1 protein-coding gene is annotated in these 627 nt (G+C 65.2%); it reads right to left on the bottom strand.

Annotation, left to right across the window (positions count from 1 at the left end; genetic code table 11):
• The coding region (locus NKI73_RS33585) for a transposase (protein ID WP_352636355.1) at positions 1–627 on the bottom strand (627 nt) is incomplete at its 5' end.

Here is a 627-nt window from a genome sequence, read left to right as displayed (position 1 = left end):
CTAAGCGGCGACCGGCTTGGGCCGGAGTTGGAAGAGAGCGATCAAGAGGGACAAAAAACCCTTCAGCCACCTGAGCAGGAGGGAGAAGTTGTAGCCGGCGGCAGCCAGGATGGCGTTGACGGCGTCGCCCTGCTGGCCGGCGAGGTAGTTGCGGCCCATGCGGTGCTCAGCCTTGATGTGGCCGATCACCGGTTCGACCGCCGACCGCCGCCGCATCTGGCGTTTGATGGCCGGGGTGACGCGGCGTTTCTGGCCGCTGGTGAAGACCCTGAACTTGTGGCTCTGTGGTGCGTTGTGGCCGCGATAGCCGGCGTCGGCGAGGATGCGGCCGATCTGGTTGCCGATGGTCTCTTCCATGTCGGGGATGACGCTTGCCAGCGTGTGGCCGTCGTAGGGATTGCCGGGCAGCGCTTTTGCATGCAGAGCGAACTGGCCACCCTTGGAGCGCTTCAGCGTGGTGGCGAGCGAGACCTTCACTCCGAACTCGTAGGGCATGTGCGCCTTGCCCTTGCCGATGCATTCCACCTCGTGCGCGTGCAAGCTGTAGATCTTGCGGCCGCGCTGGCGCTGACGCTGCTCGAGGACGGTGGCGGCCTGGTAGAGCGGCCATTTGAAGAGCGCGTCCAG

It is taken from the genome of Mesorhizobium sp. M0496 (assembly GCF_040321205.1).
Classification (GTDB): domain Bacteria; phylum Pseudomonadota; class Alphaproteobacteria; order Rhizobiales; family Rhizobiaceae; genus Mesorhizobium.
The sequence above is the reverse complement of the archived record's forward strand: the minus strand, read 5'-3'. Positions and strand labels throughout refer to the sequence as shown.